This window comes from Cedecea sp. (genome assembly GCF_036500665.1).
Lineage (GTDB): Bacteria > Pseudomonadota > Gammaproteobacteria > Enterobacterales > Enterobacteriaceae > Cedecea.
Genome location: NZ_DASYBS010000050.1, coordinates 61634 through 84316, shown reverse-complemented (window position 1 = coordinate 84316; position 22683 = coordinate 61634). Strand labels below are relative to the sequence as shown.

22 protein-coding genes and 1 other RNA gene are annotated in these 22683 nt (G+C 56.3%); 9 read left to right on the top strand and 14 right to left on the bottom strand.

The window, feature by feature from the left end; genetic code table 11:
• The first annotated feature begins 295 nt into the window (after nucleotides 1-295).
• Nucleotides 296-2521 (top strand): TonB-dependent siderophore receptor, encoded by a 2226-nt coding sequence (locus VGM55_RS08050; protein WP_154185328.1) that lies wholly within the window; start codon nucleotides 296-298, stop codon nucleotides 2519-2521.
• 150 nt (nucleotides 2522-2671) lie between these two features.
• The gene (gene gdhA / locus VGM55_RS08045) at nucleotides 2672-4015 is read left to right on the top strand and encodes an NADP-specific glutamate dehydrogenase (protein ID WP_154185329.1); all 1344 of its coding nucleotides are present in this window, start codon (nucleotides 2672-2674) and stop codon (nucleotides 4013-4015) included.
• A gap of 38 nt (nucleotides 4016-4053) precedes the next feature.
• Here gdhA and VGM55_RS08040 read toward each other — a convergent pair whose 3' ends face one another.
• Both VGM55_RS08040 and VGM55_RS08035 read right to left on the bottom strand, forming a co-directional pair.
• Nucleotides 4054-4872 carry a GNAT family N-acetyltransferase gene (locus VGM55_RS08040; protein ID WP_331635176.1) on the bottom strand — a complete coding sequence of 273 codons (819 nt, stop codon included), beginning with the start codon at nucleotides 4870-4872 and terminating at the stop codon, nucleotides 4054-4056.
• A 63-nt stretch (nucleotides 4873-4935) separates the two neighbouring features.
• Nucleotides 4936-5550, bottom strand: coding sequence for a hypothetical protein (locus tag VGM55_RS08035; RefSeq protein ID WP_331635206.1), 615 nt, complete (start codon nucleotides 5548-5550; stop codon nucleotides 4936-4938).
• Nucleotides 5551-5641: 91 nt separating this feature from the next.
• On the opposite strand from VGM55_RS08035, the gene VGM55_RS08030 reads away from it, so the two are divergent.
• Nucleotides 5642-7069 (top strand): PLP-dependent aminotransferase family protein, encoded by a 1428-nt coding sequence (locus VGM55_RS08030; RefSeq protein WP_331635175.1) that lies wholly within the window; start codon nucleotides 5642-5644, stop codon nucleotides 7067-7069.
• A gap of 75 nt (nucleotides 7070-7144) precedes the next feature.
• Here the strand turns inward: VGM55_RS08030 and VGM55_RS08025 are convergent, their stop codons facing one another.
• The 3 genes from VGM55_RS08025 to VGM55_RS08015 form a co-directional block, all read right to left on the bottom strand.
• Nucleotides 7145-7369, bottom strand: a complete 225-nt coding sequence (locus tag VGM55_RS08025) for a hypothetical protein (protein ID WP_038475016.1) — start codon at nucleotides 7367-7369, stop codon at nucleotides 7145-7147.
• Nucleotides 7366-7620 carry a hypothetical protein gene (locus VGM55_RS08020; RefSeq protein ID WP_038475018.1) on the bottom strand — a complete coding sequence of 85 codons (255 nt, stop codon included), beginning with the start codon at nucleotides 7618-7620 and terminating at the stop codon, nucleotides 7366-7368. The genes VGM55_RS08025 and VGM55_RS08020 overlap by 4 nt, the downstream gene beginning before the upstream one ends.
• Nucleotides 7621-7751: 131 nt before the next feature.
• Nucleotides 7752-8198: an Lrp/AsnC family transcriptional regulator gene (locus VGM55_RS08015; protein WP_038475021.1), complete on the bottom strand. Its 447-nt coding sequence runs from the start codon at nucleotides 8196-8198 to the stop codon at nucleotides 7752-7754.
• Nucleotides 8199-8303: 105 nt separating this feature from the next.
• Here VGM55_RS08015 and VGM55_RS08010 point away from each other — a divergent pair, with 105 nt between their 5' ends.
• Complete coding sequence (locus tag VGM55_RS08010) at nucleotides 8304-9197, top strand: DMT family transporter (protein ID WP_331635174.1); 894 nt, start codon at nucleotides 8304-8306, stop codon at nucleotides 9195-9197.
• An 18-nt stretch (nucleotides 9198-9215) separates the two neighbouring features.
• Here VGM55_RS08010 and ffs read toward each other — a convergent pair.
• Nucleotides 9216-9312, bottom strand: an RNA gene (ffs, locus tag VGM55_RS08005) — signal recognition particle sRNA small type.
• Nucleotides 9313-9483: 171 nt separating this feature from the next.
• On the opposite strand from ffs, the gene VGM55_RS08000 reads away from it, so the two are divergent.
• Nucleotides 9484-9795, top strand: coding sequence for an MGMT family protein (locus VGM55_RS08000; RefSeq protein WP_038475025.1), 312 nt, complete (start codon nucleotides 9484-9486; stop codon nucleotides 9793-9795).
• 27 nt (nucleotides 9796-9822) lie between these two features.
• Here the strand turns inward: VGM55_RS08000 and VGM55_RS07995 are convergent, their stop codons facing one another.
• On the bottom strand, nucleotides 9823-10395 hold the full coding sequence (locus VGM55_RS07995) for a YbaY family lipoprotein (RefSeq protein WP_038475027.1): 573 nt from the start codon (nucleotides 10393-10395) through the stop codon (nucleotides 9823-9825).
• Nucleotides 10396-10595: 200 nt separating this feature from the next.
• Between VGM55_RS07995 and tesB the strand changes: the two genes are divergently transcribed.
• Complete coding sequence (gene tesB, locus VGM55_RS07990) at nucleotides 10596-11456, top strand: acyl-CoA thioesterase II (RefSeq protein ID WP_038475030.1); 861 nt, start codon at nucleotides 10596-10598, stop codon at nucleotides 11454-11456.
• 59 nt (nucleotides 11457-11515) lie between these two features.
• On the opposite strand, the gene amtB is transcribed toward tesB, so the two are convergent.
• The 5 genes from amtB to VGM55_RS07965 form a co-directional block, all read right to left on the bottom strand.
• On the bottom strand, nucleotides 11516-12808 hold the full coding sequence (gene amtB, locus VGM55_RS07985; RefSeq protein WP_154185334.1) for an ammonium transporter AmtB: 1293 nt from the start codon (nucleotides 12806-12808) through the stop codon (nucleotides 11516-11518).
• 31 nt (nucleotides 12809-12839) lie between these two features.
• Complete coding sequence (gene glnK / locus VGM55_RS07980) at nucleotides 12840-13178, bottom strand: P-II family nitrogen regulator (protein ID WP_002891893.1); 339 nt, start codon at nucleotides 13176-13178, stop codon at nucleotides 12840-12842.
• Between the two features lie 260 nt (nucleotides 13179-13438).
• The gene (locus tag VGM55_RS07975) at nucleotides 13439-15214 is read right to left on the bottom strand and encodes a SmdB family multidrug efflux ABC transporter permease/ATP-binding protein (protein ID WP_154185335.1); all 1776 of its coding nucleotides are present in this window, start codon (nucleotides 15212-15214) and stop codon (nucleotides 13439-13441) included.
• Nucleotides 15204-16985 (bottom strand): SmdA family multidrug ABC transporter permease/ATP-binding protein, encoded by a 1782-nt coding sequence (locus tag VGM55_RS07970; protein ID WP_331635172.1) that lies wholly within the window; start codon nucleotides 16983-16985, stop codon nucleotides 15204-15206. Before VGM55_RS07970 ends, VGM55_RS07975 begins: the two co-directional genes overlap by 11 nt.
• A gap of 74 nt (nucleotides 16986-17059) precedes the next feature.
• Nucleotides 17060-17521 carry an Lrp/AsnC family transcriptional regulator gene (locus VGM55_RS07965; RefSeq protein ID WP_038475037.1) on the bottom strand — a complete coding sequence of 154 codons (462 nt, stop codon included), beginning with the start codon at nucleotides 17519-17521 and terminating at the stop codon, nucleotides 17060-17062.
• A 115-nt stretch (nucleotides 17522-17636) separates the two neighbouring features.
• Here VGM55_RS07965 and VGM55_RS07960 point away from each other — a divergent pair, with 115 nt between their 5' ends.
• Nucleotides 17637-18692 (top strand): PLP-dependent cysteine synthase family protein, encoded by a 1056-nt coding sequence (locus VGM55_RS07960; protein WP_331635171.1) that lies wholly within the window; start codon nucleotides 17637-17639, stop codon nucleotides 18690-18692.
• Nucleotides 18693-18783: 91 nt separating this feature from the next.
• Here VGM55_RS07960 and cof read toward each other — a convergent pair whose 3' ends face one another.
• Nucleotides 18784-19608 carry an HMP-PP phosphatase gene (cof, locus tag VGM55_RS07955; protein WP_331635170.1) on the bottom strand — a complete coding sequence of 275 codons (825 nt, stop codon included), beginning with the start codon at nucleotides 19606-19608 and terminating at the stop codon, nucleotides 18784-18786.
• Nucleotides 19609-19701: 93 nt separating this feature from the next.
• Here cof and VGM55_RS07950 point away from each other — a divergent pair, with 93 nt between their 5' ends.
• A complete protein-coding gene (locus VGM55_RS07950; protein WP_154185339.1) occupies nucleotides 19702-21405 on the top strand; it encodes an SgrR family transcriptional regulator in 1704 nt (567 codons plus the stop codon).
• Nucleotides 21406-21480: 75 nt separating this feature from the next.
• Nucleotides 21481-22176: a 7-cyano-7-deazaguanine synthase QueC gene (queC, locus tag VGM55_RS07945; protein WP_331635169.1), complete on the top strand. Its 696-nt coding sequence runs from the start codon at nucleotides 21481-21483 to the stop codon at nucleotides 22174-22176.
• A 34-nt stretch (nucleotides 22177-22210) separates the two neighbouring features.
• On the opposite strand, the gene VGM55_RS07940 is transcribed toward queC, so the two are convergent.
• Nucleotides 22211-22612 (bottom strand): YbgC/FadM family acyl-CoA thioesterase, encoded by a 402-nt coding sequence (locus VGM55_RS07940; RefSeq protein WP_154185341.1) that lies wholly within the window; start codon nucleotides 22610-22612, stop codon nucleotides 22211-22213.
• Between the last annotated feature and the right edge of the window lie 71 nt (nucleotides 22613-22683).

Below are 22683 nucleotides of genomic sequence, written 5' to 3'. Positions count from 1 at the left end.
GGGGCATTTACCTCAGTTTGTTAATGAGATCACCTAAATATGTATCGCAACCGTAAAGTCGGCAGGTCAATTGTGGAATATCAGATTGGTGAATGGTTAACGCGGGGATTGATAACCAGGGATGATTAATTAGCGGAATTAATTGGTTTCAAATGCCAACTGAGAAAGACATTGATAATTATTTTCATTTGCAATAGCGTGTTTCCGCACTTTCAACTCCAGACACTTTTGCCGCGTCCTTCCTCATTTCGGAAAGGAGTTTACGGGACGCAGGCGGTGACACTCAGGATAAATAATGAACAATACATTATCGTACTCCCTCGCCACGTTGGTGAGTCTGGGCCTCTACGGCACTGCCTTTTCGGCGGCAGCAGAGACGGCACCCGTAGAAAATGAAGACACGCTGGTCGTCACCGCTGCCCAGCAAACGCTGCAGGCACCCGGCGTGTCGATTATCACCTCCGAAGAATTAAAGAAGCACCCTGTCGCGCGTGACGTCTCTGAAATCATTCGTACCATGCCAGGGGTTAACCTTACCGGCAACTCTACCAGCGGGCAGCGCGGCAACGGCCGCCAGATTGATATTCGCGGCATGGGGCCAGAAAACACGCTGATCCTGATTGACGGTAAACCGGTCACCAGCCGTAATTCCGTCCGCCTTGGCTGGCGCGGCGAGCGTGATACCCGAGGCGATGCCTCGTGGATTCCGCCTGAAATGATCGAGCGTATTGAAGTCCTGCGTGGCCCGGCGGCGGCTCGCTACGGTAACGGCGCGGCGGGCGGCGTGGTGAACATTATTACCAAACGCAGCAGCAACGAGTTCCACGGCAGCTGGAATACCTATTTCAACGCGCCGGAACACAAAGACGAAGGCTCGACAAAACGCACCAACTTCAGCCTGACGGGGCCGCTGGGGGATGACGTCAGCTTCCGGCTTTACGGCAACCTGGACAAAACGCAGGCGGATGCCTGGGACATCAACCAGGGACATCAGTCGCTGCGCACCGGATCCTACGCCAGCACGCTTCCTGCCGGCCGCGAAGGGGTTATCCATAAAGACCTGAACGGGCTAATCCGCTGGGAGTTTGCACCGATGCAGGCGCTGGAGTTTGAAACAGGCTACAGCCGCCAGGGCAACCTCTACTCGGGTGATACACAAAACACCAACAGCAACCAGTTGGTGAAGGATAACTACGGCAAAGAGACTAACCGCCTCTACCGCCAGAACTATGCCGTCACCTGGACCGGCGGCTGGGATAACGGCGTCACCACCAACTCCTGGGTGCAGTACGAACACACCCGCAACTCGCGCATGAACGAAGGCCTGGCGGGCGGCACGGAAGGGATCTTCGCCAATAATCAGTTCTCGGATATCGACCTTAGCGATGTGCTGCTGCACAGCGAAGCGAGCATTCCGTTTGACCTGCTGGTGAACCAAAACCTCACCCTCGGCAGCGAATGGAATCAGCAACGCATGAAGGATGGTTCGTCGAACAGCCAGTCATTGAGCGAAGGCGGTGCGATTCCGGGTATGTCGTCCACCATCCGCAGCCCTTATTCGAAAGCAGAAATCTTCTCCCTGTTCGCCGAGAACAACATGGAGATAACCAGCAGCACTATGCTGACGCCGGGTCTGCGCTTCGATCATCACTCCATCGTGGGGAATAACTGGAGCCCGTCGCTGAACCTTAGCCAGGAGCTGGTGGAAGACCTGACGCTGAAGCTCGGTATTGCCCGCGCCTACAAGGCGCCAAGCCTGTATCAGACTAACCCGAACTACATTCTCTATAGCCGTGGCCAGGGCTGTGCCGCGAGCGCAGGGGCCTGTTACCTGATGGGCAACGAGGATTTGAAAGCCGAAACCAGCGTCAACAAAGAGATTGGGCTGGAGTTCAAGCGCGACGGCTATCAGGCCGGGATCACCTGGTTTAGAAACGACTACCGCAACAAGATCGAATCCGGTTATTCGCCTGTTGCCTCTAACAGCAAGAAAACCGATATCTATCAGTGGGGCAACGTGCCAAAAGCGGTTGTGGAAGGGCTGGAAGGCACCATTAATCTGCCGCTGACGGACACCGTAAGCTGGAACAACAACCTGACTTATATGCTGCAAAGCAAAAATAAGGAAACCGGCGATCGCCTGTCGATCATCCCGGAATACACCCTTAACTCGACGCTGAGCTGGCAGGTTCATCAGGATGTTTCGCTGCAAAGCACCCTGACCTGGTACGGCAAGCAGGCTCCGAAGAAGTACAACTACAAGGGCGAACCGGTTACCGGCAGCGACACCAACGAGGTCAGCCCTTATAGCATCATTGGCATGAGCGCGACCTGGGACGCGACCAAAAACGTCAGCTTAACCGCCGGCATTGATAACCTGCTGGATAAGCGCCACTGGCGCGCGGGTAACGCCCAGACCACCGGGAATGCCACCACCAACGCTTATATGTATGGCGCGGGTGCCGAGACCTACAACGAGTCTGGCCGCACGTATTACATGAGCGTCAATACGCACTTCTAAACCCTCTCCGGGAGGCTAATTAGCCTCCCCCTCTTTCTTCACCTTGCTGGTGAAAAAATCGCTTGATGCCCGTTCATAAGAAAATGTTATAGTCGAAAAAACCATACAAAAAACGCACACAACACGACCTTCAACAAGGAGTTACCTCTGATGGCTCAAGCACACTCTCTCGAAGACTTTTTAACCTCAGTACAGTCACGCGACCCGCATCAGGTTGAATTCGCTCAGGCGGTTCGCGAAGTTATGAGCACGCTGTGGCCGTTTCTTGAGAACAATCCGCAGTACCGCCAGCAGGCGCTGCTGGAACGCCTGGTTGAACCCGAACGCGTGATCCAGTTTCGCGTAGCCTGGGTGGATGACAACAATCAGGTGCAGGTTAACCGGGCATGGCGCGTGCAGTTCAGCTCGGCGATTGGCCCCTTCAAGGGCGGGATGCGCTTCCACCCTTCCGTTAACCTGTCGATCCTGAAGTTTCTCGGCTTTGAACAGACCTTTAAAAATGCCCTCACCACGCTGCCGATGGGCGGTGGCAAAGGCGGCAGCGACTTTAACCCTAAAGGCAAAAGCGAAGGCGAAATCATGCGTTTTTGCCAGGCGCTGATGCTTGAGCTGTACCGCCATCTGGGCCCGGACACCGACGTTCCGGCGGGCGATATCGGCGTTGGCGGCCGCGAAGTCGGCTACATGGCGGGGATGATGAAAAAGCTCTCCAACAACACCGCCTGCGTGTTCACGGGCAAAGGGCTGTCGTTCGGCGGTAGCCTGATCCGCCCTGAAGCGACCGGCTACGGGCTGATTTACTTCACCGATGCCATGCTACAGCGCCACGGCCTGGGCTTCGAAGGCATGCGCGTGGCGGTTTCCGGCTCCGGCAACGTGGCCCAGTATGCGATTGAAAAAGCCATGTCGCTCGGCGCACGCGTGGTCACCGCCTCCGACTCCAACGGCACCGTGGTCGACGAAGCAGGCTTTAGCGCAGAAAAACTGGCACGCCTGTGCGAAATCAAAGCCAGCCGCGACGGTCGCGTAGCAGATTATGCCCGCGAATTTGGCCTCACTTACCTGGAAGGCCAGCAGCCGTGGAGCGTGCCGGTTGATATTGCTCTGCCGTGCGCAACTCAAAACGAGCTGGACGTCGACGCGGCACAAACGCTCATCGCCAACGGCGTGAAGGCCGTAGCCGAAGGGGCAAATATGCCGACAACGATCGCCGCTACGGATTTGTTTGTGGAAGCCGGCGTGCTGTTTGCGCCGGGCAAAGCGGCAAACGCGGGCGGCGTGGCAACCTCAGGGCTGGAGATGGCACAGAACGCCGCTCGCCTGAGCTGGAAGGCTGAAAAAGTGGATATTCGCCTGCACCACATCATGCTTGATATTCACCAGGCCTGCGTGGAGTACGGCGGAGAAGGGAAACAAACGCAGTATGTGCGCGGCGCAAACATCGCCGGGTTCGTCAAAGTTGCGGACGCGATGCTGGCTCAGGGCGTGCTGTAACTTACGCGGTGAGGGCCTTCGCCCTCACCCATTTTCATCTACAAGGTCAGCTTCATTTCGTACTGCTGGAGCGCATCCTGAGTAAAACCGCTGCTTAAAAATAACGGCGCAACGGCTTCGGGCAGGCTGGGGATAGTCACTACTCCAGGGAACCGATGCTGAAGTAAAGCCAGCAGTTTTTTGGCCTTCCCTTTCCGTCGCGCATGCGGCTCAACAAACAGCCCTCTTAACTTCGGTATCTCACCCGGGATAACCATCGCATAGGCCACATCATCCAGCACAAAGGCCTTACCGGGCAGCTTATACAGCGTTTCAGCCGCACAAAGCCACGGCAGCGGCGCGTCGTTACTGGCCATCATTCTATGAGTCATTTGCAGCGGGTCGACTTCTGCCTGCTCCCCGTCGGCTTCGCCTTCCGGCACGCCAGAGGAGTGAAAGCCCACCAGCGTTTGCTGGCGCACAAAGCCCATTCGCTCATACAGCGCCAGCCCGCCCTCGTTGCCTAAGATCACTTCAAGGAAAAACTGCTTATCGCCACGAGCCCGCGCTTCGTCGATCAGTTGCTGAATGAAGATTTTGCCTAACCCCTGCCCGCGCAGCTCCGGACGAATGGCAAACGCGGCAAGGCGACAGGTTTGCCCGCGCCGGGTCACCAGCGCCATGGCTTTAGGCTCCCCGCGGTCAAGCCAGACGAGGCTGTCGCCGGGGAAAAGATCTTCAGAGACGAATCGCCAGCCGAAGGTTTCCCCGTCAAGTCGGAACGGCACCACGTACTGTTCAAAGCAATGGGTCAATATCTCTGCCAGCTGGAAACTGTTCCAGTTAAGCGCCGGTTTGCTGACGATCTCGTGCTGCATGCTATCCCCCGCTCGAAGCGAATTTTATTCTTCGGAACAGAGTGTTTAGCACATGTCGAAGGATCACGATATCGGCTCGGGTGCTACAGACCCCGATTTATTCAACGGCTTAACGCGAAACCACGGCAGGCAAAGCTGGATCAGCGGCCCGATAGCCAGAGCATAAAGCACGGTGCCCACGCCAAAACTGCCGCCCATCAGCCAGCCGGAGAGCAGCACGGTCACCTCGATGGCGGTACGCACGCTGCGCACGGACCAGCCTGTTCTGGCATTGATCCCGGTCATCAGGCCGTCTCGTGGCCCGGCGCCAAAACCTGCGCCAATGTACATTCCGGTCGCCAGCGCATTCACGATCAACGCGCCTGCCAGCAAAAACGAACGCGCCACAAGCGATTCCAGCGGCGGCATTAACGCCAGCGTGGCATCCGCAGCCAGCCCTAAAACAATCACGTTGCTGATGGTGCCCAGCCCAGGACGCTGGCGCAGCGGGATCCACAACAGCAGCACCAGCGCGCCAACGATTATCATTACCAGCCCCAGGTTTAACGAAAACAGCCTCGCCACGCCGAGATGGAAGACGTTCCACGGATCGGCCCCCAAATCTGCGCGAACAAACATCGCGGTTGAGACACCGTAAAAGACCAGGCCGGTATAGAGCTGCAGCAGGCGGCGAGCCATCATGATAAATATCCTCGTTGTGTTTTTATGGCTATACCCTCTCGCAAAATGGACTTAGTATTAAGGTCCAGTTATCAGAAAGTGGACTGCTATGACGCTGCGCAGAATCGGTACTTCGTCTTTAACACGCCTGCTGGGCCACTGGCACCAGGCGTCATCCCGCTCGCCGGTGTATCGCCAGTTAGCCGACGGGCTACGGCTGTTGATTCTGGACGGCAGACTGCCGCTCGACAGCAGGCTGCCGGGTGAAAGAGAGCTTTCGGGCGCGCTGGGCGTAAGCCGCACCACGGTGGCTTCTGCGCTGGCACAGCTGCGTGAGGAGGGCTATCTGCTCAGCCGACAGGGCTCAGGCTCGGTCACCATGCTGCCCGAAAGCAGCCCGGCCGTATCTCCGCTGCCCGGCAACGCCCCGGTACTGGATCTTTCCACTGCGGCCCTCAGCGCCGGGCCTGAAATTCACCGGGCCTATTCCACCGCGCTCACTTTCCTGCCGGAACATTTATCCTCTACCGGCTATGACAGTCAGGGTTTGCCGGAGCTTAGAGAAGCCATAGCGCGGCACTATGCGTCCCGTGGCTTACCCACCACGCCAGACCAAATCATGGTGGTCAACGGCGCCGTCAGCGGGCTGGGGTTGGTTCTGCGGCTATTTACCGGCCCAGGCGATCGCGTGGTGGTCGATCACCCCACTTACCCGATGGCGCTGGCGGCCATCCGTGGCGCCTCCTGCCGCCCTGTTCCGGTCAGCCTACCCGCAAGCGGCTGGGATGTTGACGGCCTGGCGGCAACCATCGCGCAAACCTCCCCTCGGCTGGCTTACTTAATTCCCGATTTCCATAACCCAACCGGCCGCTGTATGGACCCCGCCACGCGCCAAAGGGTGAACGAGATTGCCGCCCGCAGCCACACGACGCTGGTTGTAGATGAAACAATGGCCGACCTCTGGTTTGACGCACCGCCTCCTGCCCCGCTGGCCGCCTTTGGCTTAGAGGATCGTACTATTTCCCTGGGTTCAGCCGGGAAAAGCTTCTGGGGCGGGCTGCGCCTGGGCTGGATTAGAGCCTCGGCTAAAACCATCAGTTCGCTGATACAAGTCCGCAATACCTTTGATTTGGGTACGCCGCTGCTGGAGCAGTTGGCCGCCATTCAACTCTTCAACGACGCGGCGCTTTTTCTGCCTCAACGCAGAGAAATGCTCCGCCAGCGCTGCGAGACCAGCTTCGCCACGATGCAAACGCTGTTCCCTGACTGGCAAACGTCTCCTCCGGAAGGCGGATTGTCGTGGTGGGTGGAACTGCCTAAGCCGCTGGCCACGATTTTTGCCGCCTCGGCAGAAAGTCAGGGTATTCGCATCGGCGCCGGGCCCCGGTTTGGCGTTGAGGGAGCCTTTGAACGATTTTTACGCCTGCCCTTTAGCCTTGAGCCCAAAGAGATGCAGCTTGCCCTCCAGCGGCTGCAGCCGTTGTGGCAGCACCTGGCGGCAACGAGAAATGAAAGTCTGAGGGGAATGGTATTTTAGAAAGCGGATTATTTCCCTCTAAAATAAAAGAGGGAAATAATATTCTGTAAGATTAGCAATAAGCGACGCTAAAAATTAATGCTGTGAAATTCGCGGAATGGCAAACCCTTTTAGGGTAATGGTGAAATGTTCACCCTCTTTTTTAATACTGGCCCCGGTATCGCACCAGTCAGAAGCGATACGGAAAAACTCATCGCTGCCAATATTCCAGCCCAGCTTCACTTTTTTCAGGTAGCCCGAGCGCAATAATTCACAGGCTTGCTGATAGTCGTAGGCGGTACTGTCCGTACCGGCGTTCATTTTTTCTTCTTCAGCAGTTTACGCAATGCCTTGATCTCACGATCGTTTAATGGCGTTACGCGAGTCTCAGAGGTGTGCTGGCTGTCTACGTCATCTTCGTCGACGCCCACATCACCGTCGAGATCATCAAAAGCTTTTGACAGAAGTCTCTCCGTTACGCTTGCCAGGGTTTCACTATTTTCTTCCGCATAGTGACGAATCTTCTCTTTTAACTCGATACTTATTTTTACGTTCAACGTAGCCGTCGTCATTGCAAATCCTTAATGCTTAAACAGAGGTTGGTGTTTAATACTATAGAGAATAAATAAGATCCAGCCAGCACGGTAAATTTAATATTTCTGTCATAATTCAAATACCCGTAAAATATATCCGGGTTAAGCCATTACAAAGGCGGCAGCCTGCGCTTTACCGGCGTGCTTTTAACGATAGAAGTATTGCACTGGGCGAACTCGGCCAGCTCATCAAGGATTTCATCCAGTTGCTCAATAGAGCGAATCACCAGCCTGATGATGAAGCAATCCTCACCAGTAATTTTGTCGCATTCTATGCATTCAGGAATCGCCTGAATCATCTTCTCCACTTTGTGCAACATGCCCGGTAAAGGTTTCATACGTACCAGTCCCTGCAGGGTGTAACCCAGAGCCGGCAGATTAGCGTTCATGGTGTAGCCGTTAATCACGCCGCGCTCTTCCAGCCGCTTCACTCGTTCTGCGGTACTCGGCGAAGAAAGACCAATTTTTCCGCTTAATACTTTCAGAGAGATACGGGCATCTGCCGCAAGAATAGCCAGAATATGCCTGTCGATATCATCAGGAAGGTAATCACTCATTTTTATCTCATTTATAAAGGCAAAAGGATTTTATGACCTAATTTTAGCACTTCAACGAGCCTGCCACAGTGCGCAGAATAAAGCTCTTTATTCTGGAGAGACAAAATGACTCGTGAGATAAAAACCGGCAGCCTGCAAATGATTGCAGCGATGCTCATCTCCGGCACCATCGGCGCACTGGTGGTGTTTTCTCGGCAGCCTATTGCCAACGTCGTTTTCTGGCGCTGCGTTTTCGCAACTATCACGCTGTTTATTTTGGGCATGCTTAGCGGCAACTGGCGCAGCCATCTGAATCGCAAAGTTGTTTTGATCGCCGCCCTCGGCGGCGTGGCGCTGGTCGTGAACTGGCTGCTGCTGTTCGCCGCCTATTCACGAACGTCCATCGGGCTGGCCACGGTGCTCTACAATACGCAGCCGCTGATGCTGGTCGGGATGGGCGTTTTTATTCTGAAAGAGAAAGTCAGCCGCAGCAGGTGGCTCTGGCTGGCTGCATCGTTTGCCGGCATGCTGCTGGTGCTGTCTAGCGGGCTGAGCCATGACGGTAATAGCGGCTGGCTGCTGGGCATTGTGATGGCACTGGGTGCCGCGTTCTTTTATGCCCTGACGGCGCTTATCACCCGCCAGCTGAAAGGCGTGCCTCCGCAGCAAATTGCCCTCGTTCAGGTAGCCATTGGCACGCTTCTACTGCTGCCGCTGGTGGATTTCCAGCAGCACATGACGTTTATGCATTGGGGAATGATGGTGATGCTGGGCGTGCTTCATACCGGCATTATGTACCAGCTGCTGTACGGCGCGATTCAGAAGCTGCCGACGTCGATTACCGCCTCGCTCTCGTTTATCTACCCGATTGTGGCGGTGATAGTGGATCGCTTTGTCTTCAATCACAGCCTGAGCCCGATTCAGTTTATCGGCGGCGCAATGATTCTGCTGGCTGCAGCGGGGATCAATCTGGGTTGGGGAGAAAAGCGCAGGGCTAGAACGGTGCTGGCGAAGGGGTAAGCCAGAATTGGGTGGGGGCCCTGCCAGCTACATCCCGGCACACACGACGCCTGCTGCGGCTGCTTCCTTCCGGACCTGACCGAGTTCACAAGTTAGTGTTGCGGGAGAACCAACAGGGCCCCCATTGAGAGCGTTGTTATCCAACGCGCTGGCGCATTATCCACATAGACTCCGGCAATTGCAAGCCGGCGGCGGTCAGGTGTTGGTTTATTGCGCATCAACGGTTTAACTTGGTGCTTTCCCCGCCGCCGATTATCCTTAGATGCGATTTTGTCAGGAGTTCACTATGGATAATCACGATTCCTTCCCGCAGCGGGTTTACCAAATTGTTGCCGCCATTCCCGAAGGTTACGTCACGACCTATGGCGAAATTGCAGCGCTTGCCGGGTCACCGAGGGCCGCTCGCCAGGTTGGAGGCGTGCTTAAGCGCCTGCCGGAAGGCAGCCGTTTGCCGTGGCATCGAGTAGTGAATCGACAAGGTGTTATCTCGTTAACCGGCCCGGATCTCCAGCGTCAGCGTCAGGCGCTGCTTTCAGAAGGCGTGATGGTGTCAGGGGATGGGCATATCGATATGCTGCGTTACCGCTGGAAATATTAAAACGCCCCCATTCGGAGGCGTTTAGCTTTAGTAAGTCGTTGGCGCAGGCACCGCCGAAGATGGCGTTACCTGAGTTGGCGAGGTTGACGGCACGGTGCTTGCCGCCCCACCGCTCTGCTGAAGCGGGATTGCGGTATTCTGTACCGGCACCAGCGTCAGATCCGCCTTCGTCCCGCCTTCATTGATGATCGGCTGGAAGGTATCGGTGATAAACATCAGCTTATCGTTAACGGTAATTGCTGCGCTCAGCAGGATACGTGCCTTCGGCTGAATATCAGACGGATTGAACGGTATCACGAAGCTGAAAGGCGCCTGTTTGCCTTCGGTACGCACCACTTTTTGTGCAATCACTTTAGACGGTGCATCGGCCAGTGAAGCGTCGGAGACGGTCACAGTAAGCACCGCGTCCGGCGGCAGAGCAACCCGCTGACGGATCCATACCGTACCGGATACGTTAGGCAATGCGATGTCGGCCTGCTGAGCAGATGCGGCCCCGGCGGAGGCGCTCGGCGCAGGCGTTGGGACATCAGCACTTTTGTGTGCACAACCTGCAACAGCAACCGCGATAGCCAAGGCACTTAACATAGGCACAAGTTTCATTGATTTTTTCTCCTTATTATCAATGTAGCGCCGGGGACGAACCCCGTTGAAAAACACGCTTAACGGCTTAAGTGTGGCACAGATCACTGAATTCTGCCCAAAACCAGGAATGTTCCCAACAGCGACTCGTCAAATGCATAGTTTGTGGGCATGTTATAATCACGGAAATTTGCCACATTCCCCCTTATTGAGGACATTTTATGAGTCAGGCGCTCAGCAATTTATTGGCGTTACTTAACCTGGAAAAAATTGAAGAGGGACTGTTTCGTGGCCAAAGCGAGGATTTAGGCTTACGCCAGGTATTCGGCGGGCAAGTTGTCGGCCAGGCGCTTTATGCGGCAAAAGAAACCGTGCCTGAAGACCGTCTCGTTCACTCTTTCCACAGCTATTTTTTACGCCCTGGCGACAGCCAAAAACCGATTGTTTATGACGTAGAAACCCTGCGCGACGGCAACAGCTTTAGCGCTCGTCGTGTCGCTGCGGTACAGAACGGAAAGCCGATCTTTTACATGACCGCGTCATTCCAGGCGCCTGAATCTGGCTATGAGCACCAGAAAGAGATGCCGCCAGCGCCGAAGCCGGACGGCCTGGTGTCTGAAACAGACATCGCCCGCTCTCTGGAGAAATTCCTGCCGCCGCACGCGAAAGAGAAGTTCCTTAGCGAGAAGCCGCTGGAGATCCGCCCGGTGGTCTTCCATAACCCGCTGAAAGGCCACGTCGATCAACCTTCACGCCAGGTCTGGATCCGTGCTAACGGCAGCATGCCGCAGGATCTGCGTGTGCATCAGTATCTGCTCGGCTATGCGTCAGACTTTAACTTCCTGCCGGTTGCCCTGCAGCCGCATGGCGTAGGGTTCCTGGAGCCTGGCATGCAGGTCGCCACCATCGATCATTCTATGTGGTTCCACCGTCCGTTCGACATGAATGACTGGCTGCTTTATAGCGTTGAAAGTACGTCGGCTTCGAGCGCTCGCGGCTTTGTGCGCGGGGAGTTTTACACTCAGGATGGGGTGTTAGTGGCGTCTACGGTTCAGGAAGGTGTGATGCGCCATCGCGGGTAGTTAACGCTGAAATAAAAAAACCTCGCCGACCAGGCGAGGTTCTTAATATTCATAACGGATTAGTTGTTGTAAGCGTTTTCGCCGTGGCTGTTCACATCCAGGCCTTCGCGCTCCTGCTCTTCCGGCACACGCAGCCCTACGGTCAGGTCAGCAATTTTGAACGCGATGAACGCGACAACGCCTGACCAGACGATAGTAATCGCCACGCTTTCCAGCTGAACCAGAACCTGATGTCCCATGGTCACGCCTTCGGCATAGCCTACGCCCCCCAAAGAAGTTGCCGCGAAGATGCCGGTCATGATGCAGCCGATGATGCCGCAGACGCCGTGCACGCCGAACACATCGCATGGGTCATCAACGTTGAGCCATTTTTTCAGCGTAGTCACGCCCCACAGGCCGGCCAGACCAACAACCAGACCAATCAGCAGCGCACCGCCCACACCGACGTAACCACACGCTGGGGTAATGCCAACCAGGCCTGCGATTGCACCAGAACATGCTCCCAGCAGGGAAGGTTTACCGCGCAGCGCCCACTCGCCAAAGACCCAGGAGAGAATCGCCCCGGCCGTTGCTACGACGGTGTTCACGAATGCCAGCGCAGCGATTTCGTTTGCCGCACTTGCGGAGCCGGCGTTAAAGCCAAACCAGCCGAAGTAGAGGATTGCGGTACCGATAAACACCATTGGCAGGTTGTGCGGCTTGAAGGCTTCTTTGCCGAAGCCGACGCGTTTGCCCACCAGGTAAGCGCCCACCAGGCCAGCAACAGCGGCGTTAATGTGCACCACGGTACCGCCCGCAAAGTCCAGCGCGCCGTGCGTTGCCAGGATACCGCCGCCCCATACCATGTGCGCAATTGGCACATAGGAAAGCGTCAGCCATACAGCAGCAAAAATCACCACCGCAGAGAAGCGCACGCGCTCGGACAGCGAGCCCACCACCAGCCCCACGGTAATACAGGCGAAGGAGCCCTGGAACGCAACGTGGATATACTGATAGAAGGTACCCATTAGTGCTTTCAGCTGGATGTTTTTCAGCATTACCCAGTCAAAGTTACCGAAGAAGTTGTTCCCGGTACCGAACGCCAGGCTATAGCCGTAAACCACCCACAGCACGCAAACCAGCGCGAAGGTAACGGAGATTTGCGTCAGCATCGACAGCACGTTTTTGGAGCGAATCAGGCCGCCATAGAACAGCGCCAGCCCTGGGATGGTCATAAACAGCACCATCGCGGTGCATATCATCATAAAGGCATTGTCAGCTTTGTCCGCGACCGCAGGCGCGTCCGCAGCGAAGGCGAGCGTCGGCAGTAATGCCAGTCCACCTAAACCAAGGAGTGCAGCTAGTTTTTTCATTTTTCCCATCCCAATCAAGGCTTGCCAGCAGTTACAGAGCGGCTTCGTCGGCTTCGCCGGTACGAATACGAATAACGCGTTGCAGTTCTGCAACGAAGATTTTCCCGTCACCGATTTTGCCGGTGTAGGCGGCTTTGCTGATCACGTCGATAACTTCATCGAGCTGGTCGTCAGCAATAGCGACATCAATTTTTACTTTGGGCAGGAAGTTGACGCTGTACTCGGCACCACGGTAAAGCTCCGCATGGCCTTTCTGGCGACCGAAACCTTTAACTTCGGTCACGGTAAGCCCTTGAATACCGATTGAAGAGAGCGCTTCACGCACGTCTTCAAGCTTGAACGGTTTGATTACCACGGTTACCAGCTTCATAAATCCTCTCCACTCAGAATTAGGTCGTTACCTGCACGTAGAGAGCAAAGCAAAGCCCATGCCAGGAATAAAAAACCAGCGTGATTCAGCACGTTTTCAGGCTTCAGGCGGCTTACCAGAAAGCCGGGATAAGGAGTGAGGTCGGGCGGGATTAGTCTGAAAAGAAAAAACGCACCACTGCGGTGCAGGATGCGTTTTCGTGTTGCACCAACGCGGAGAGGCATTGGTTTTTTAGCGGCTTATTGCCTGTTTGTGGTGCATCAGGCGGTCAGCGATTCTTCCTGCGCGGCGGCGGCAAGTTCTTCACCCGCCAGCTGCAGCTGATACATCTGCCAGTAGCGGCCCTGCTGCGCCAGCAGTTCACTGTGGGTGCCGCGCTCCACGGCCTGACCGCGATGCAGCACCAGAATGGTGTCCGCATCGGTAATGGTAGACAGACGGTGGGCAATCACCACCAGCGTCGTGTGCTGACGAACCACCGCCAGCGCACGCTGGATAGCCTGCTCGGTGCCGGAGTCGATGTTCGCCGTGGCCTCATCGAGGATCAGGATCTGCGGCGCTTCAACCAGCACACGCGCCAGCGCAAGCAGCTGCTTCTGGCCGACGGAGAGGTTATTGCCCTGCTCGCCCAGGCGAGTATGAATGCCTTCCGGCAGTGCACGAGCCAGTTCGGCCAGCTGTACCGTTTCCAGCGCCTGCCAGACCGCCTCTTCGCTGATATCTCGCCCCAGAGTCACGTTGGCGAAGAACGAATCAGCCATCACCACCGGATCCTGCTGCACCATCGCCACGCCGCGGCGCAGCGTTTCATGGCTGAGGGAGTCCAGCGGCCGCCCATCAAGGCGAATTTCCCCTTTTGTGAGCGGGTAATAGCCCATCATCAGGTTAGCCAGGGTGCTTTTGCCGCTGCCGGTATGCCCGACCAGCGCAATAAAGCTGCGCGAAGGTACTTCCAGGCTAATGTCCTGCAGCACCAGACGATCGCCACGGTAGGCAAACGATACGTTGTCGACGGAAATAGCGCCGCTGGCGAGCGGCCGGTTATCGTTGCCGTAATCCTGGCGTTTACCGTCCATCAGCTCAAACACGCGCTCGCCGGCAACCACCGCCTGCTGCAGGATCGACTGCTGGGTCGTCAGTTCGATCAGCGGTTCGTTCAGGCGGCCAAGGTAGTTAATAAAGGCATATAGCACGCCGACTTCAATGGTGCCCCGGGAAGTGAAGCCAAACAGCATCAGCAGGCCGCACAGGATCATCGCCGAAAACAGGCTCAGCAGCGGACGCAGAAGCCAGCCGTCGAGCCGCAGCGTTTGCATGCGCGCTAAATAGTGAGAGCGGCTCGCCTGCCCCATGCGCTCGCCGAAGCGAGCCTGCTGACGGAACTGCTGAATCACGCTCATGCCGTTGATGACTTCGTTAAATCCGTCGTTAATGTCCGCCAGGTAGCTGCGGACGCGGCGCACAATCGGCGTGCTGTAGCGCTGGTAGATAAACATCACGACGATCACCGCCGGGAAAATGGTTATCGCCACCAGCGCCATTCGCCAGTCGAGCGTAAACATCGCCACCAGCATGGCACCAATTAACGCCGCGCTGCGCAGCACCGTCGCCACGACGGTGACATACAGGTCGCGAATCACTTCGGTGTCGTTCGTCACGCGGGAGATAAGTTGCCCAACGGGCTGGGTATCGAATGCGCTCAACGGCTGGCGCAATGCGGCATCCATGACGTCGGTACGCAGTTTTTGTACCACGCCCACGGCCGCTTTGTTAAACAGCAGCGCCTGGAGATAGTGCAGCCCTGCGGCGCTTATCGACAGCAGAATATAGGCCACGGCCAGCCCGGCGGCGAGGCCGAGCGGCATCTGGTTTTTAGCGACCATGTTATCGATGAAGTAGCTGACCAGCACCGGCCCACAGACTTCCGCCGCGGCCGCCACCCAAAGCATCAGCATCGCTCCGCCAAGCGGTTTGCGCCACGGAGACCCGTAAGCCAGCAGGCGTTTAATGGTAGGCCACTGTTGTTTACGGCTCATCGGCGCTCTCCCTGACGTCTTCCTGCTCCGGCGCCTCGTCCAGCGCGGCCTCCAGCTGCTGATAACGGTACATATCACGGTACCAGCCGGGCTGAGACGCCAGGCCTTCGTGGCTGCCGCGCTGGGCGATATGCCCGTGCTGCATGACCAGAATTTCGCTGGCTTCCGTTAAGGCCGACAGGCGATGGGCGCTAATAATGACCGTGCGGTGTTCGCCCCACTGGCGCAGGTTGTGCAAAATCTGGTGCTCGGTACGGCCGTCAACGGCAGAGAGTGCGTCGTCCAGAATCAGGATCTCGGCATCCAGCAGCAGAGCGCGCGCGATGGAAATTCGCTGCTTTTGCCCACCGGAAAGCATCACGCCGCGCTCGCCCACTTCGGTGTCATAACCCTGAGGCAGCCGCAGAATATCTTCATGGACGCTTGCCAGACGGGCGACATGCTCAATCTCCTGCTGGGTGGCGTTCGGCTTACCCAACGCAATATTGCTGGCAACGGTGTCGGAGAACAGGAACGGCGTCTGGTTGACGATAGCCAGGCGGCTGCGCCAGCCGTCAATTTTCAACGCCGTGAGCGGAAGGTCATGGTAACGAATATCCCCTTCCTGAACGTCAAAATGACGCTGAATCAGGGAAAGAATGGTGCTTTTCCCCGAGCCCGTTGGCCCGCACAGGCCGAGCATTTCCCCAGGCTTAAGGGTGAAGTTAACGTTCTGAAGCGTGGGCTGAGCGGCCTGCGGATAGTGGAACTCGCGAATCGAGGCTACCAGTTCAGCGCGCCCTTCCGGCAGCGTTTTACCGCCGTCAACCACGCCCGGCTCTTCTTCCAGCATGGCGCGAATACGGCTGTAGGCCGCGCTCCCACGCTCGACGATATTAAACATCCATGCCAGGGCCAGCATCGGCCAGATCATCAGCCCAAGGTACATGACAAAGCTGGTGAGCTGCCCGAGGGTAAGCGTGCCGTCGATAACCATCCAGCTTCCGCCCCCGATGGCCAGCAGGTTTGCGGCACCGATTGCGACATAAATCGTGGGATCGAAACGCGCATCAATACGTGCAACACGCATGTTTTTCGCGCCGGCATCTTGTGCCTCAGAAGCAAACAGCGCCGACTGGCGATCCTCAAGGCCAAACGCTTTGATCATGCGAATGCTGGTCATGCTTTCCTGCGTGCGATCGTTCAGGGCAGAAAACGCAGCCTGGGCGACTTTGAACCTGTCATGCAGTCGCGCGCCGTCACGCTTAATGACGACCGCCATAATCGGCATCGGCAGCAGCGCCAGCAGGGTCAACTGCCAGCTAATTTGGGTCGACATGACGATCAGCACCGCCAGCCCCATGACCAGCGAGTCCACCAGCGTCAGCACGCCTTCCCCGGCGGCAAACACCACGCGATCCACATCGTTAGTGGCGCGCGCCATCAGGTCGCCGGTACGGTGACGGAGATAGAATTCAGGATGGTGCCGGCTTAGCTGGCGGTAATAGTTTTCCCGCAGCTCGACCGCAAGCTGATAAGACGCCCCGAACAGCAGAACGCGCCAGACGTAGCGCACCAGATAAACCACCACGGCAATAACCAGCATCACGCCGATCCACATCAGCACCTGCTGAGCGGAGAGACGCTGCTGCGTGACGCCATCCACAATCACGCCCACCACTTTTGGCGGCACAAGCTGCAGAATAGCGATGATAATAAGCAATGCCACCGCGCCGAGATAGCGTCGCCACTCGCGGGTGAAGTACCAGCTTAATTGAGCAAATAATCGCACGAAGTTTAGGTCCTGAAATGCTGTCAGCCGGCCAGGGCTAAAAAGTGAAGGCTACCGTTCCGCGGTTAGCGGAATCATAACGTTAGAGGTAATGCTGTGGTGTATTTTATCTGTTCCATGGCAAAACTCGAAGTGACATCGCTTAATCCCGGGATGCCATTGACCAGCCGCTTGTAAAAATCGTCGTAACGCTTCATGTCTGCCACCTGCACCCGAATCAGGTAGTCGTACTCACCTGCCAGACGCCAGAAGCCTAATATCTCGGGCATGGCTTCCACCACCGAGACAAACTTGCAGTACCACTCGCTGCTGTGCTGCTGGGTTTTAATCAGCACAAACGCCGTGAGGCCAAGGCCGAGTTTTTCCGGGTCCAGCAGCGCGACTTTGCCACGAATATAGCCTTCATCTTCCAGGCGTTTTAATCGTTTCCAGCACGGCGTGGTGGTCAGATTAACGGCATCCGCCAGCGCCTGCAAAGACAGGGTACAGTCCTGCTGCAGCATCGAGAGCAGCTTACGGTCAATTTTATCTATCACGGGGCAACCAGGGGGAAATATTTTCTCTAATGAAAGCCTTAAAAAGGCAAAATGGCAACTTTTTTATCCCGACTTTGAATTACGCTAAGCACAAATTAACAAACGAGAATTTTCCATGACCAGCACCTGGGTGACTAACGCTATTAGTGAGATCAACGCCGACTATCAACGCTCTGCGGATACGCATCTTATTCGCCTGGCGTTACCGGGTTTTCCGGGTATTCAGCTGTACCTGAAGGACGAAAGCACGCACCCAACCGGCAGCCTGAAGCACCGCCTGGCGCGCTCGCTGTTTCTCTACGGGCTGTGTAACGGCTGGATAAAAGAAGGCACCACGATTATCGAAGCCTCTTCTGGCTCGACGGCGGTATCTGAAGCCTATTTTGCTCGCCTGCTGGGCCTGCCGTTTATCGCGGTGATGCCCGCCAGCACCGCAAAACGCAAAATTGAACAAATTGAATTCTACGGCGGCCGCTGCCATTTTGTAGACAGCGCCTGCGAAATCTACGCCGCTTCGGAAATGCTTGCCCGCGAGCTGAACGGCCATTATATGGATCAGTTCACCTATGCCGAACGCGCTACAGACTGGCGCGGTAACAACAACATCGCCGACAGTATTTTCCGCCAGATGAGCCATGAGCCGCACCCTGTCCCGGATTATATTGTGATGAGCGCCGGCACCGGCGGCACTTCAGCGACTATTGGCCGCTACCTTCGCTTCCAGGGCCATGACACTAAGCTGGTGGTCGTTGACCCACAGAACTCGGTCTTTCTCGATTACTGGCAGCACCGCGACTGCAGCCTGAAAAGCGAAGTCGGCAGCAAAATCGAAGGCATTGGCCGCCCGCGCTGTGAACCTTCGTTTATTCCTGATGTGATTGACGAAATGATGCGCGTCCCGGACGCAGCGAGCGTCGCGACCATGCAATGGCTGGAATCTCAGCTTGGCCGTAAGGTGGGCGCCTCAACCGGCACCAATATGTGGGGCGTACTGCAGCTGGCGGTCAGAATGCGCGAGGAAGGCCGCAGCGGCTCTATCGTGACGCTGCTTTGCGACAGCGGCGAGCGCTATCTTGAGTCCTACTACAATCCCGCCTGGGTCAACGAGCATATTGGGGATCTCTCACCGTTTAAGGCTGAGATTGCCCGAATCATATCCATACAAGGATAACGCGAGTTCAGCCAACACCCCTGCGGCTTGAAGTATGACGAGTATAGGCGGGTATAAAAAAACCGGGCTAGATGCCCGGTGCTGTAAGGTCTCAATATTCGGGGGAATAGGTGAGATGTGGAGTGTCCAGCCAGTGCGTCAAATAGTGCGAGACCGCCTGGTTACGGCAGTGGCCGATAACCGGCAGATGAGGTAAATCCGCTTTAAGCTGCGGCATAGCGTTGCCCATGATCAGGCCGTGCCCTACCGCCGAGAGCATTTCGCGGTCGTTCATCGCGTCGCCAAATGCCATGCAATCCTGCAGGGTGAAACCTAAGTGTTCGCTCAGAACGCCGAGCGCCGCGCCCTTGTTGCTGCCAATCGGCAGCACTTCCAGACAGTCCATTGCCGAGAAACATAGGAACGCTCTGTCACCCAGCGCCTCATTAAGCTGAATGCGCAGGCGGCACAGATCGTCATGATCGCCACAAAAACAGATCTTCGTCACTTCATGAGCCGGTAAGGTACGGAGATCGACGATATGAGGGCGGAAGCCGCTGTACACATGGGCGTGAAGCATTTCCGGGATTTCATGGCTGGTCAACCAGCCCGAATCGTTAAACGCGTGCATACTGGCTTGCGTGTCCCAATGGCCGTGCAATACCGTCTCTACCGCCCACGGCGAGAGATCGTTACGGTGCATTAGCTCGCCGTCCGTGCTATGGATTCGGGTGCCGTTGCCGGTGATCAGGAAGGCTTCAAGATCGAGCTTGCCCAGAATATGGCGCATCTCCAGCTCGTGACGACCGGTCGCAAAAGCCAGGGTTATCTGGCGCTCTTCACGCAGGCGCTTCAGCGTGTTCAGGGTTGCGTCCCCAAGGTGATGGTCGGGCAGCAGCAGCGTGCCGTCCATATCAAATGCAGCCAGACGAGCCATGGTTACTCCAGAAGTGACGTGACAGGCAAAAGTATCCCCTGGAATATACGGAACTAATAGTGAATACTTGGGGAAAAATGTTCCGGGTTTATTATGCGACTTCTGAATCGACTCAATCAATTTCAGCGTTTATGGCAGCCTTCCGGCGGGGAACCGCAGCAGGTGACCGTCGCCGAGCTGGCAGAGCGCTGCTTTTGTAGCGATCGCCACGTCAGAACGCTGCTTAATCAGCTGGAAGACGCGGGATGGCTTCGCTGGCGTGCGCAGTCCGGACGCGGCAAACGCGGTGACCTGACGTTTCTGGTTTCGCCGGAAAGCGTCCGTTCCGGCATGATGGAGCAGGTTTTGGGTAAGGGCCAGCATCAAAACGCGCTGGAACTGGCTCAGCTTGCGCCGGAACAGCTGCGCCAGCTCCTGCAGCCGTTTCTTGGCGGCCAGTGGCAAAATGATGTACCTACGCTACGCATACCTTACTACCGCCCTCTGGATCCCGTTGGCCCTGGCTTTTTACCGGGGCGCGCCGAGCAGCATCTGGCCGGGCAGATCTTTTCAGGCCTGACTCGCTTTAGCCGGGAAAGCCCGCAGCCGCAGCCCGATCTCGCTCACCACTGGCAAATCTCAAACAAGGGCCTGTGCTGGGACTTTTTTATTCGCTCAACGCTTCACTGGCACAACGGCGAACCCGTCGAAACTCACCAGCTCCAGCAGCGCCTGATGATGTTGCTGGAACTGCCCGCTCTGCGCCGGCTGTTTATCAGCGTCAAACGCATCGAGATCCCGCACGCACAGTGCCTGCGCTTTATTTTGCATCGCCCGGATTACTGGCTGGCACACCGCCTGGCGAGCTATTGCAGCCGTCTTGCCCATCCGCTGGATACACAGCTGGGCTGCGGGCCATTTCGTCTCGCCAGCTTTAAACAGAATCTGGTGCGCCTGGAAAGTTTTGAGAGTTACCACCTGCAACACCCGCTATTGAAAGCGATTGAATACTGGATAACGCCGCAGCTTTTCGAAACGGCGCTTGGCACAAGCTGCCTTCATCCCGTTCAAATTGCCATCGGCCAGCAGGACGAACTGGAAAACCTTCGTCCGGTAAGCAGCAGCATTAGCCTTGGATTCTGCTATCTGGCGATTAAACCTCAGGGGCGTCTTAGCGCTGAGCAAGCCAGAACAATCATGCAAATCGTGCGCGAGCCGGAAATGATAGCCACTCTGCCGCTCAACAGCGCGCTGATCACACCAAACACTGACATGATCCCAGGCTGGCAAATCCCCGACTGGGAGCAGCATCAGGCGGTTAAATTACCCGAGAAACTCACCCTGGTTTACCATTTACCGTTAGAGCTTCACGCGATGGCGCAGCAGCTAAAGCGCTACCTTGCAGAGCGCGGCTGCGAACTCACCGTTATTTTCCACGACGCCAAAACCTGGGCCGGCTGCCAGCATCTTGCCGAAGCGGATATCGTGATGGGGGATCGGCTTATCGGTGAAGCGCCGGAATACACGCTGGAGCAGTGGCTGCGTAGCGACGTACTCTGGCCTAATCTGCTTAATACCAGCCGCTATGCTCATCTCCAGGCGACGCTGGATGCGGTGCAGGTTTACATCCGTGAACCTGAACGCCACGACGGCCTGAAAGAGGTCTTTCACGGCCTGATGCGGGATGCGGTGGTCACGCCGCTGTTTAATTATCGCTACCAGATAAGCGCCCCACCCGGCGTCAACGGTATTGAGCTGAACGCCTGGGGTTGGTTTGATTTTTGTGAAGCCTGGCTCCCGCCGCCGGGTATGGCGTGAAGAAGCTGGTTCATGTGGCTACCGGGCGTTACCATAACGCCTTTCCGGATACTTCAGTAAACGACAGGATAGAGAATGAAACGTACAGTCGTGGTTTTCAGCGGCGGGCAGGACTCCACCACCTGCCTGATTCAGGCCTTACAGCAATATGATGAAGTGCACTGCGTGACGTTTGATTATGGTCAGCGCCACCGCGCAGAGATTGACGTAGCCCAAAAGCTGTCGCTGAAGCTTGGTGCCCGCGCGCATAAAGTCCTGGACGTTACCCTGCTTAACGAACTGGCGGTCAGCAGCCTGACGCGGGACAGCATTCCGGTCCCGGGCTACAACCCCGAGGATGACAGTATTCCAAGCACATTTGTGCCCGGGCGCAACATTCTGTTCCTGACGCTGGCGGCGATTTACGCCTACCAGGTTGAAGCGGAGTCCGTGATAACCGGCGTTTGTGAAACGGACTTCTCCGGCTACCCGGACTGCCGCGATGAGTTTGTCAAAGCGCTGAACCACGCGGTGAGCCTCGGAATGGCAAGAGATATTCGTTTTGAAACGCCACTAATGTGGCTGGATAAGGCGGAAACCTGGGCGCTGGCCGATTACTGGCAGCACCTGGAAACTATCCGCCACGAGACGCTGACCTGCTACAACGGCATTCAGGGCGACGGCTGCGGGGAATGTGCCGCCTGCAATCTACGCGCTAACGGATTGAACCATTACCTGGCTGATAAAGTCGGTACCATGGCGGCGATGAAGCAGAAAACCGGCCTGAAATAGGCAATTGAGGCGTGGTGACGGCCACGCCCTTCCGTTATGAATTCATCATCTGTTCCAGCTTCTCGCGCAGTTCACCTTCCAGCGGAACGGCCTTTTGCGTTTTTAAATCAATGCAGACAAAGGTCAGCAGCGCATCAGCCACGGTTTCCCCTTCTGGCTCCAGCGTCACAACCTGGCTAAGCACGCCGCTTTTGCCGTTAATCTGCTGAAGTTTGCTGTCAATGCGCAGCAGGTCGCCAAGCACCGCCGGGCGGCGATAGCTGATATTAATGTTCACCACGATGAAAGCGATATTGTGCTCCGTCATCCACTGGAAACCCGTCGTCTTTTCCAGCCCTTCCCAGCGAGCCTCCTCGAGGAACTCCAGATAACGTGCATTATTAACGTGTTGGTAGACATCCATATGGTATCCACGAACTTTGATATGTGTTTGCATAGCGCGAAACCCTTGTACTGTTTTTGTTGTAATCAGGTGAGGTTGATGAGGTCATACCCAGACAACTGGTA

What these genes read in the sequence shown, in the direction of transcription:
- VGM55_RS08050 (WP_154185328.1), top strand. Translation starts at nt 296, where the DNA reads ATGAACAATACATTATCGTACTCCCTCGCCACGTTGGTGAGTCTGGGC.
- gdhA (WP_154185329.1), top strand. Translation starts at nt 2,672, where the DNA reads ATGGCTCAAGCACACTCTCTCGAAGACTTTTTAACCTCAGTACAGTCA.
- VGM55_RS08040 (WP_331635176.1), bottom strand. Translation starts at nt 4,872, where the DNA reads ATGCAGCACGAGATCGTCAGCAAACCGGCGCTTAACTGGAACAGTTTC.
- VGM55_RS08035 (WP_331635206.1), bottom strand. Translation starts at nt 5,550, where the DNA reads ATGGCTCGCCGCCTGCTGCAGCTCTATACCGGCCTGGTCTTTTACGGT.
- VGM55_RS08030 (WP_331635175.1), top strand. Translation starts at nt 5,642, where the DNA reads ATGACGCTGCGCAGAATCGGTACTTCGTCTTTAACACGCCTGCTGGGC.
- VGM55_RS08025 (WP_038475016.1), bottom strand. Translation starts at nt 7,369, where the DNA reads ATGAACGCCGGTACGGACAGTACCGCCTACGACTATCAGCAAGCCTGT.
- VGM55_RS08020 (WP_038475018.1), bottom strand. Translation starts at nt 7,620, where the DNA reads ATGACGACGGCTACGTTGAACGTAAAAATAAGTATCGAGTTAAAAGAG.
- VGM55_RS08015 (WP_038475021.1), bottom strand. Translation starts at nt 8,198, where the DNA reads ATGAGTGATTACCTTCCTGATGATATCGACAGGCATATTCTGGCTATT.
- VGM55_RS08010 (WP_331635174.1), top strand. Translation starts at nt 8,304, where the DNA reads ATGACTCGTGAGATAAAAACCGGCAGCCTGCAAATGATTGCAGCGATG.
- VGM55_RS08000 (WP_038475025.1), top strand. Translation starts at nt 9,484, where the DNA reads ATGGATAATCACGATTCCTTCCCGCAGCGGGTTTACCAAATTGTTGCC.
- VGM55_RS07995 (WP_038475027.1), bottom strand. Translation starts at nt 10,395, where the DNA reads ATGAAACTTGTGCCTATGTTAAGTGCCTTGGCTATCGCGGTTGCTGTT.
- tesB (WP_038475030.1), top strand. Translation starts at nt 10,596, where the DNA reads ATGAGTCAGGCGCTCAGCAATTTATTGGCGTTACTTAACCTGGAAAAA.
- amtB (WP_154185334.1), bottom strand. Translation starts at nt 12,808, where the DNA reads ATGAAAAAACTAGCTGCACTCCTTGGTTTAGGTGGACTGGCATTACTG.
- glnK (WP_002891893.1), bottom strand. Translation starts at nt 13,178, where the DNA reads ATGAAGCTGGTAACCGTGGTAATCAAACCGTTCAAGCTTGAAGACGTG.
- VGM55_RS07975 (WP_154185335.1), bottom strand. Translation starts at nt 15,214, where the DNA reads ATGAGCCGTAAACAACAGTGGCCTACCATTAAACGCCTGCTGGCTTAC.
- VGM55_RS07960 (WP_331635171.1), top strand. Translation starts at nt 17,637, where the DNA reads ATGACCAGCACCTGGGTGACTAACGCTATTAGTGAGATCAACGCCGAC.
- cof (WP_331635170.1), bottom strand. Translation starts at nt 19,608, where the DNA reads ATGGCTCGTCTGGCTGCATTTGATATGGACGGCACGCTGCTGCTGCCC.
- VGM55_RS07950 (WP_154185339.1), top strand. Translation starts at nt 19,702, where the DNA reads ATGCGACTTCTGAATCGACTCAATCAATTTCAGCGTTTATGGCAGCCT.
- queC (WP_331635169.1), top strand. Translation starts at nt 21,481, where the DNA reads ATGAAACGTACAGTCGTGGTTTTCAGCGGCGGGCAGGACTCCACCACC.
- VGM55_RS07940 (WP_154185341.1), bottom strand. Translation starts at nt 22,612, where the DNA reads ATGCAAACACATATCAAAGTTCGTGGATACCATATGGATGTCTACCAA.